Below are 9,665 nucleotides of genomic sequence, written 5' to 3' on the forward strand. Positions count from 1 at the left end.
TTATCGTCGCACTGAAGAGATGGGAAGGGATGCTATATGACACTGAGAGCGATGGTGCTCGCCACTTCGGCCATCTTGGCTTGGCCGCAGATGGCTTTAGCGCAGGATTCCACAACTGATGAGGCGGAACCCCAAGGATCCGTAATCATCGTGACGGCCCAACGCCAATCTCAAAGTCTGCAAGAGGTGCCGATCGCGGTCAGTGCCTTCGATGCTACGGCTCTCGAAAGCCAGCAGATCGAAAACGCTGCTGACCTTCAATTGACGCTCCCGAACGTCTCATTTTCGAAGGGCAACTTCACCGGGTCGTCCTTCACCATCCGTGGTATCGGCGATCTTTGTGTTGGTGTGACGTGTGACGCAGCGACGGCTATCCATATCAATGGTTCCCCTCTTTTTGGTACCCGGCTGTTCGAAACAGAATATTTTGACCTTGAGCGAATTGAGGTCCTACGGGGGCCGCAGGGCACCCTCTTCGGCCGCAACGCTACCTCGGGTGTTGTCAACCTTGTGACAGCCAAGCCTGACCTCGGTTCTTTCGGCGCGGCCGGAGAGTTCGAGTATGGGAATTACAACAGCATCAAGGCCGAGGGGATGGTCAATGTCCCGATCGGCGATTCTATCGGCGTTCGGGTAGCCGGATTCTTTCTGAATCGCGACGGTTACACCACAAACCTTTTCGACAATTCGGATGTCGACGACCGAGACATGTACGCTGTTCGTGGTTCTCTTCGTTTTGAACCCGGTGCCGATACCACTCTCGACTTCATGGCATATTATTTCAGGGAAGATGACACCCGTTTACGTAATCAAAAGCAGGCCTGCCAGCGTGACCCGCTCGGCGTGCTGGGTTGTCTGAACAATCGCCGCGACTTTGACATCACCAATGCCAATTCCACAGTCGGCGCAACGCTCAGTTCGCAAGAGTTCTTCGCTATTCAGGGAATTCCCTCAGTACTGGGATTGGGAAGCCTGTACGGCCCCGATGCATTTGCAGGATTCGATAAGCCCGACGATGTGCGCACGGTAAACACGGCGTATACTCCATTCTATTTTGCCGATGAAGTGCAGCTACAGGCCCGTCTCGAGCAGCGCATCGGAGCTATGACACTGACTGCAACCGGTCTTTATCAGGACACCGAAGTCGATTCCCGGCAGGACTACTTTTTGGGCATTCAGGATCGTACCGGCTTTGCTACGGCCTTGAACGTGTTGTCCGGCTTCGCGGCCAACGGTTTGCCTACCGGCCTCCCCGCACCTGCACCGGCGTTCGTGCCAGGTTCGTCGGCGTATTTTACCCCGATTGTGGAGGCTCTCATCCCCAATGGCCCAGGGGGCGTATTGTGCACCTCCGATAACGATGATGGGAACAGGGGCGCGTTCGAAGGTAATGTATTGTGCGGCGAAACGCCGCTATCCTTCGACAGGTCTTCAGAGCAACGCGAATCCTGGAGCGGCGAAATCCTCCTTTCCAGTGATTTCGACGGAGCATTCAATTTCCTGCTCGGAGGGATCTATGCAAAGTCCAAGACTACCGACAACAGTTACTATGTAAACTCATTCGCGCTTGACTACGCCAGTGCCATTCTGGGATCGTTTGGTACTTTGGCAGGCGGTGCACCGCCATCCTACTTCGCAACATCCATGTACCGCAACAATTCTCTCGAGGCTAATCTTGAGAGCTTCGGTGTGTTCGGAGAGATCTACGTCGACCTGACCGAGCGTCTGACCTTCACCGGAGGTTTGCGGTATAACGACGACAAGAAAGACGTGACTGCGCGCACGACCTTGATTAGCTTCCTCAATCCTTACGCGAATGACGGGGAGCCGTTCGACAGCCCGATCACTCCCTTAACCGGTCCCTCTGGTCTTTTTGATGCCGATCCTGGTACGCCAGGTGAGCAGCTGACGCAATTTAGAGAAGTAGGTTTCGATGAAATAACCGGGCGTGCGGTGCTCGACTACGAAGTTACGCCTGACAATTCGATTTACGCATCTTATGCCAGGGGCTATAAATCCGGGGGTATCAACCCGCCCCTTTCGCCCGTTTTCGATGTGGCTGAAAGCTTCGGATCAGAAACCATCGACGCATTTGAAATCGGATCGAAAAATACCTTTGCGAATGGCGCACTGCAATTAAACGCTACTGCATTCTACTATAAGTATAGCGGGTTGCAGCTTAGCCGCATCGTCGCCCGTACCTCAGTTAATGATACTATCGATGCCGATATCTGGGGTGTGGAACTAGAGTCCGTTATCCGGCCCGATCCCGATTGGCTTGTCAACTTGACGTTCAGTTATCTCAACGCGGAAGTTGCCGGCGACCAGTTCTTCTCCAATCCGCGCGACCCGGGTGGCGGCGATCCTGATGCCGTCATCATCAAGGATATCAGCAACGGTGCTAATTGTGCCGTAACCGGGCCAGCCCCCGGCGCGGCCGACGCATTCGTGGCCGGAGTGAACGCAGCTCTGGGTCTTCGTGGTCCCGAAGAATTTCCTAATGACGGCAATCTTGCGTCAAGCGGCGCATTCAGCATTTGCGATGTCTTGGCCGGAGCCGTTCCGGCGGGCAGCGGCCTTGCGGTATTAAGCCCTGGCGTAGAGGTCAACTTAAAAGGGAACAAGTTGCCGCAGGCCCCCGAAATGAAGGTTTCGATGGGTGTGCAGTACACCGCCACTTTCGACAATGGCATGACTCTGGTTCCTCGCGTGGACGTAGCGCTGACTGGTGAGCAATACGGCAATATCTTTAACGGCAGGGTCAACCGGATCGAGCCATTCGTGCAAGCCAACGCGATCGTGCAGTTGAACAGTGCGGATGAGCGTTGGTTCGTGCGCGGATTTGTTCAGAACATTTTCGACAGCAGCTCGGTGACAGGATTGTACTTGACCGACGCATCCTCGGGGAATTTTACCAATATCTACACTTTGGATCCTCGTAGATATGGTGTTGCTTTGGGGTTCAGTTTCTAACAGGTCCAGATCGTGTTGGCGGGGAGATCGGTGGTCCTCCCAACGATCCGAACGGACAGTGCCAGCTAGTTCGTATTTCGACCCATGACTTTATAGCTTTTCCAGAGCGGCGTAATGCTCGATGACCGCCTCGTAAGCCTACCGACAAGGCGGTCATCGAACCGGCCAAATGCGAGCTGCACTCGAACTGCCTGTACGATCGCTCGTTGATGTCGCTACGAGATGCTCGCGGAAAGCTTAAGGCCTTACATAGATACGACAATGAAGAGTCACCGAATATTGCAATCGGGATATCCGATGGTGATACTGGCAAACGCACTCTGCGAAAGGCGGAAACATGCTGACCCCTATGATCCAAGATTGGGTCACAGTGCACGAGGTGCTGACGCGTTAGGAAAAGTTGGAAGGGGCTGCGGGGCAGACTTCTGAGAAAACTTATCCTAACTCTGTTCAGGTTTCATAACTGATTTTCGATCGACCGGAGCTGGCTCAACCGACGTGCGATTGTCGCGAGACAATTCGACCCATCCCAACCCAAGCGACTTCTGGATCGCGATCCAGCCATTTGTCATGGCGGCGATCGCCCGATCGAGATTTGCTCTGGCCTGTGCGCGCTTGCGGATCGAAGTGTTGAGTTCGCCTTGCGAGATTACCCCCGCGGCGCGGCGTTGCTCGTTAAGCTCCGCAGCCGTGTCGGCCTGCCGACTGATCTGCGCCAGCGCGGCTACGTTGGCTCTTTGTTGCCCGAACCGAGCAAGCGATTGTTCGGCGTCGCGTAGTGCGCCCAGGACCACTTCAAGATAGCGCGCTTCGGCCGCGTCGCGCGCACTCTCGGCCTGATCGATCGATGCTGCCGTGCGGCCGAAATCAAGCAGGTTCCACTGCAGCCGCGGCAAAGCGATTGCCGATAAGTTGCCCGGGTCCAGGATGTCGTCGGGCTCCGATCCGCCCAAACCGAGAATCCCCATGAAGGAAATCTTTGGGAAGCGAGCAGCCTCTGCCACGCCAATGCGCGCATTCGCCGCGGCCAGCATGCGTTCGGCGGCTCGAACATCCGGCCGCCGCGCTATTAGCGCTGCGGGATCGCCCACCGCGACCCGTTCGGGGGGAAGCGGAATTTCGGCCTGAGCCGCCAGGAGCCCGTCGAGTGCGCCGGGCGCTTCGCCCGTCAGCACCGCGAGTGTGTCCTTGAACACATCGATGTCCGCTTGAGCTTCGGCGATCTGCGACTTGAGCAGTTCGAGCTCGGCGTTCGCGTCACCGACCGGAAACAGTGCGAGAGCGCCCTGTGTATAGCGCTGATAGGTCAGTTCGAGAATTTGCTGCTGCAAGTCGCGCTCTCGCTGGACAAGCTCGAGTCGCCCCTGCGCTTCTCGCAGGCCCACATACGCCCGCGCGACCTCGGCGGCGAGCTGGACTTTCGCATCCTCGGCGTTCGCCACCGAGGCCGCAGCCTGAGCGTTAATGGCCTCGACACGCCGTGCCTGCCCCCCAGCGAAATCGATCTCCCAGTTTGCGTTGAGCCCGAGGTTGTAGACGCTGACGCTGTCCTGCTCTTCGTCGTCAGCAGGAGCGCCGGGCGATCCCGGGGGCGGGCCGCTGCCGATATCCAGCCCTGGGATATTCGCCTGGACCGCAGTCGCCTGCGCAGCCACGGCGGGTAGCCGGTTGGCGCGCTCCTGGCGGACGGCAGCCCTTGCCTGTTCGATGCGAGCGCGCGCTGCGGCCACGCCCGGATTGCCGGCCAGCGCACGCGCCTCAAGTTCATTGAGAACCGGATCGCCGAGCAGCGTCCACCAGTCGCCGGCAATCGGCGCCAACGGATCGATTTCGGGGCCAGCCCGTACGAACGCATTGCCTGCGTCGGTCGCAAGTTGCGGGGGGCCGGCATAGTCGGGAACGGACATGCAACCCGCGAGGAGCGCCATGGGAGCGAGGAGGGTTAGGGTCTTGCGCATAGAGTTCTCAGTGCATCGAAAGGGATAAGTTCTTCGGGAGAGGCTTGAGGAACAGTACCAGCGGCACCGTGACCAGGGTAATCGCGCCCATGGCGAAAAAGACATCGTTGTAGGTCATCACGAACGCATCGCGCTGAATGATGCCGGAAAGCATCTCCAGCGCGGCCTGTGGATTGCCCAGCGACGCCGTCATGGTGTCCAGGTATTCCTGTAGCCGGGGGCTGTTGGCGTTGAGAGTTTCCTCCATCCGCCGACTATGATGCCACAGGCGCTGGTCCTGGAACGAAGCAAGCCCGGCGAGCGCGAAAGAGCCCCCTAGGTTTCGCGCGGCGTTGAAGATCCCGGAAGCATCGCCGGCATCCTCCTTGGCAACCGAAGCTACCGTCGCCTGGTTGAGGAACATCATCGTGAGGATCATGCCGATGCCGCGCAGGAACTGGCTTTCGGTGAACACTCCACCTCCCGATTCCGCTGTCAGATTTATGCTGACGAAGCAGCTTAGCGCCATGATGAACATGCCCGCGCCCACAGCAATCCGGATGTGTATCCTTCGTATCATGAAGGGCAGCACAGGCATCAGCAGGAAGGCCGGAACACCCATCCAGAAGATGACCAGTCCGGTCTGCAAGGCGTTATAATCGGAAATAATCGCGAGAAATTGCGGGATCACGTAGGTCGAGCCATACATGACCATGCCAAGCGCCAGTGCCATCACCACGACACTGGCAAACTGCCTGCTGAGCATCAGGCGCAATTTGAGCACCGGCTTGCGTGCATACAGCTGCCCGTAGATCAGGAGCGCGAAGCCGACGACCGTCATCACAGTGAGCTTCACGATCAGCGTGGATTCGAACCATTCCTCGCGGTGGCCTTCTTCCAGCACGATGGTCAGCCCACCCAACCCAAGGATCATACCGGCTATTCCCGCCCAATCAGCCTCGCGCAGGTAAACCCAGTCCGGCTTTTCATGGGGTAGCCCGATGAATAGTAAAGCAAGGAGCAACGCGCAGACGGGCACGTTGACGAAGAAGGCGTAGTGCCAGCTCAGGTTCTCGGTAAGCCAGCCCCCCACCAACGGGCCCATTACCGGCCCAAGAACCACGGTCATTCCGAAGAGCGCCATGCCAATCGGCTGTTGCGATGGAGGCAGTCGCTTTGCGACGATGGTCATGGCGGTTGGAATAAGCGCGCCGCCCATGAACCCTTGACCGGTGCGACCGATGATCATCGTCGTCAGATCGGTGGCAATGCCGCACAACACCGAAAAGGCCGTGAAAGCAGAAACCGCGACTATGAGCAGCGTGCGAAGGCCGAGCAGTCTTTCCAGCCACGCGCTCAGAGGGATGATGATGATCTCGGCAACAAGGAAGGCTGTCGCGATCCAGGTGCCCTCGGTTCCGGTAGCGCCGATTTCCCCCTGGATCGTCGGCAGCGCCGAATTGACGATCGAGATGTCAAGCGTTGCCAGCATCGCCCCCAGCGCGCCGGCGGCTACGGCGATCCAAGCCGTAGCATCGGCCTTTTCGACCGGCGGCGAAACCGCTGCAGCGGCGCCTGCCATCGGTCAGTCTTCGGCCGCGTTGCGGATCGAATCGAGTTCGTCTCTGGCGGCGCGCGTATCGACACTCGCGACAACGGACATGCCCGGCACCAGCAGACGCAGGATCTCGGGCGGAGCCTCGATGGATATGCGCACCGGGACGCGCTGAACGATCTTGGTGAAGTTACCCGTCGCGTTTTGCGGAGGTAGGATCGAGAATTCCGCGCCGGTTCCGGGGGCGATACTTTCCACTCTTCCCGATAACTCGAGGTCGGGCAGCGCGTCGATTTCCAGGGTGACGGGTTGCCCGGGGCGAACGAGACCGAGTTGCGTTTCCTTGAAATTCGCCGTCACGTAGAGGCGGTCGGTCGGTACGAGGCTCATAAGGCGTTGGCCAGGCTGGACAAATTGTCCAGGTCGGACCGTGAGGTCACCCACCCGCCCGGAAATACTGGCCTGGAGCGTGGTCGATGACAGGTTCAGACGGGCGGCCTCGAGTTGCGCACGAGCGGCGTTGGCTTGCGAATTGGCCTGGTCTATCTGCTCGCTAAGCGTGTTCTGTCGGCGCTGTGCCGCCGTGAGCGCGGCGCGCGCTGCCGCGACTTGAGCCTGCGCTTCTCTGGCCTGGGCCTCCAGCTGATCGAGCCTCTCGCGCGGCTCCGCTCCCGAAGCGGCAAGGGGGCGGTACCGGACAACCTGCTCAGCAGCGAGACCAGCCTGTGCAGATGCCGCTGCGAGCTGTGCACGGGCCTGGGCAATTGCCGCGTCCTGCTCTTGTTGCTGGGCGCGTACCGTATCTGCTCCGGCGAGCGACGCGGCGATCTGGGCTTCGACCTGGTTCGTTTGGGCACGATAATCTCGCACGTCCAGCTGGACAAGCGCATCGCCCGACGCGACTGTTTGATTCTCCGTCACTAATACGCGCTCGACGTAGCCCGCAATTTTGGGGGAGATGATGACGCTGTCGGCGGCAATATAAGCGTTGTCGGTGGACTGCTGGAATCTGCCGTACGTCTGATGATTGTAATACCAGTAGCTCCCGGCGAGCAGGACCAGAATGCCGGCGATCAGCAGACCCAGCCGGACCCGCGGACTGGACAACCCCGTCGGACGTGCGCCTTCATCGCTAGCCCCTGCGGTCTCGTCCGCCATGATTATTTCGCTCCTCGCCATCGTTTGAGCCACTGCGCGAGCGATATAGCGGTCAAAACAAAATGCGAAAGTCCTTTACTATTTTTCTCCGATCGATAGGAATGTCTCATGCCAGAAGATGAGGGCACTCTCGCACTCGACAATGTCATCACCCACGATGATCGAGCGATCTTCATGATGGACCAGATCAGCCGCGCCGCGCGCAAGGCATTCGATGACCGAGCACAGCCGCTGAGCCTCAATCGTACGCAGTGGCGTGTGTTGGCGCAGCTCATCAGAGCTCCTGCCCTGAACCAGACGGACATCGCCAGGAGACTTGAAATCACATCCTCCAGCAGCGGCCTGGAAGACATGACGCCTTCGCGCTTGAGTGACCGGACGCGGCTTGCGCAAGTCATAGCAATATTCGGTCGCCACGGGCGGGGCGGCATCACGCCCGTGTTGGGACTAGGCCGATCTCAAACCAAAACACATTCGACGCGCCCGGATGCCCCGCTCGTGGCGATTGCGCCAGGGGACGAACCTCGGTCATGTTCTATAGCGGACAACCGAATGGAGCATGCGGGACGCGAACTTTCATTGCACCGGCCCTCTGCCGGACGAACAAACCGCTGGCGGCGTGCTAGATGGAAACTAACGCAAACTTCTCCCTAGTGGCGTGGATCGTTGGCATTCTGATGCTTACGACCATCGCTTTCGCGATGTGGCTAATCGATCCCAGACCAAATCAGGAAACATATCAGATCAAGTTTGATCGCTCCGTGGAAGGCCTTCAGTCGGGATCGACTGTAACACTATCGGGAGTCCCTGTGGGACAGGTAACATCGGTCCGTCTGGCGGAAAATGAACCGGAAAACGTGGTCGTTGTTCTGACTCTCGATCCTTCTGCGGCGAAAGTCCACGGCCTTGAAGCGACAATCAGCACGGATCTGATAACTGGAGAGGCTGCGCTCGTGCTCGAGGGCCGACGGGGTCGTCAGGGCATTTACACCGACAAGTCAGGAAAAAAGATCATTCCCGCCGCGGACGAAACCGGACTATTGGGGAGGGATGCGACCGCCACTGTAGAGACCGTGGCAAATAGCATTCGCGCTCTGAACGAAGGACTGGAGCCAGAAAAGCAACGGGTGATCACCTCCGATCTTGTCCAGCTTCGAGTCACGACGGCCGCACTCGCATCGGACGCCGAAGGTTGGGACGAACGATTGGCCTCAACAAAAGGAAGATTGTTAGACTTAGGGCAAAGGGTTGGTGGATGGGGAAATAATCTTCGAGATGCAGATCGGCGGATCTCAGGGCGGAGCGCTTCGGCTATCGCGCAACGACGCCTTCGCCAATTCAGGGAGGGGGTGCAGAACGCTGAAAACAAACTTTCCCAGATAAGGAGTGGCATTCCGGCGGTCGAAGATTCTTTGGTTGAAGGTGAAACGGACCTTCGCGAGCTTAGTCGCGAACTTGCTCCTCTCAGTGAAAAAATCGAAGATATTCAGGTTGAGGGAATTACATCAAATCCTCCCCTCCCAGACTATCGGCCAAAAAGAAGAGAAGCTGGAACGAATATCGATGATTTAAAGTAAACCGAACGGATGACTGCTTCCGGGCAGAGCGCGCAGCCCGTAGAATAGCGGAGATTGGAGCGCAAAGCGGATAACGACCTACTCCGCGGTCAAGTTTGAAATTGAAATTCCGAGTCCTAAAAAAGGCATCGAACCAATACATTAGAGGGATTTTGCGGGCCTTTTGCGGGCTTTTCAGCTTGACCGAAATATCTAAACATCAGAAATTAAACGGAAAAGAAGTTCGAATGTGATGCCTCTTCTGGGACTCGAACTCACCAGCCCTGAAAACAAACAGGAAAATGCCGATCAGATCGAGCAAACCCAGTCTATCGAAGTGATTTTTCCTCTTCTGGGCACCAACTCATTGAAATCATTGAATAAATCGTCAGAAACACGGTCCTCGGAGCGTGTTTGCTACGATTCACTGTTACGGTTTGGTGCCCATAGTTCCGGCTTAAGCATCGGAAAAACAGTCAGAAATGG

At 57.6% G+C, this 9,665-nt stretch carries 7 protein-coding genes; 4 read left to right on the forward strand and 3 right to left on the reverse strand.

Features of this window, described 5'->3' with window-relative positions:
- Positions 1-36 precede the first annotated feature (36 nt).
- Positions 37-2,973, forward strand: a complete 2,937-nt coding sequence (locus tag AC13CE_RS01865; protein ID WP_089213975.1) for a TonB-dependent receptor — start codon at positions 37-39, stop codon at positions 2,971-2,973.
- 440 nt (positions 2,974-3,413) lie between these two features.
- Here the strand turns inward: AC13CE_RS01865 and AC13CE_RS01870 are convergent, their stop codons facing one another.
- From AC13CE_RS01870 to AC13CE_RS01880, 3 genes are read right to left on the reverse strand one after another with little or no spacing between them, the layout of a single operon-like run.
- Complete coding sequence (locus AC13CE_RS01870) at positions 3,414-4,901, reverse strand: efflux transporter outer membrane subunit (protein ID WP_482971298.1); 1,488 nt, start codon at positions 4,899-4,901, stop codon at positions 3,414-3,416.
- Positions 4,902-4,938: 37 nt separating this feature from the next.
- Positions 4,939-6,492 carry a DHA2 family efflux MFS transporter permease subunit gene (locus AC13CE_RS01875; protein WP_482971294.1) on the reverse strand — a complete coding sequence of 518 codons (1,554 nt, stop codon included), beginning with the start codon at positions 6,490-6,492 and terminating at the stop codon, positions 4,939-4,941.
- A gap of 3 nt (positions 6,493-6,495) precedes the next feature.
- A complete protein-coding gene (locus tag AC13CE_RS01880) occupies positions 6,496-7,623 on the reverse strand; it encodes an HlyD family secretion protein (RefSeq protein ID WP_482971295.1) in 1,128 nt (375 codons plus the stop codon).
- 177 nt (positions 7,624-7,800) lie between these two features.
- Here AC13CE_RS01880 and AC13CE_RS01885 point away from each other — a divergent pair, with 177 nt between their 5' ends.
- The 3 genes from AC13CE_RS01885 to AC13CE_RS01895 all read left to right on the forward strand — a co-directional run.
- The gene (locus AC13CE_RS01885; protein ID WP_225082872.1) at positions 7,801-8,277 is read left to right on the forward strand and encodes a MarR family transcriptional regulator; all 477 of its coding nucleotides are present in this window, start codon (positions 7,801-7,803) and stop codon (positions 8,275-8,277) included.
- Positions 8,250-9,200 (forward strand): MlaD family protein, encoded by a 951-nt coding sequence (locus tag AC13CE_RS01890; protein ID WP_482971296.1) that lies wholly within the window; start codon positions 8,250-8,252, stop codon positions 9,198-9,200. The genes AC13CE_RS01885 and AC13CE_RS01890 overlap by 28 nt, the downstream gene beginning before the upstream one ends.
- A 229-nt stretch (positions 9,201-9,429) precedes the next feature.
- Positions 9,430-9,665 (forward strand): hypothetical protein (locus AC13CE_RS01895; protein ID WP_482971297.1); only part of this gene is annotated, 236 nt, incomplete at its 3' end.

It is taken from the genome of Qipengyuania sp. B-5, from assembly GCF_056857815.1.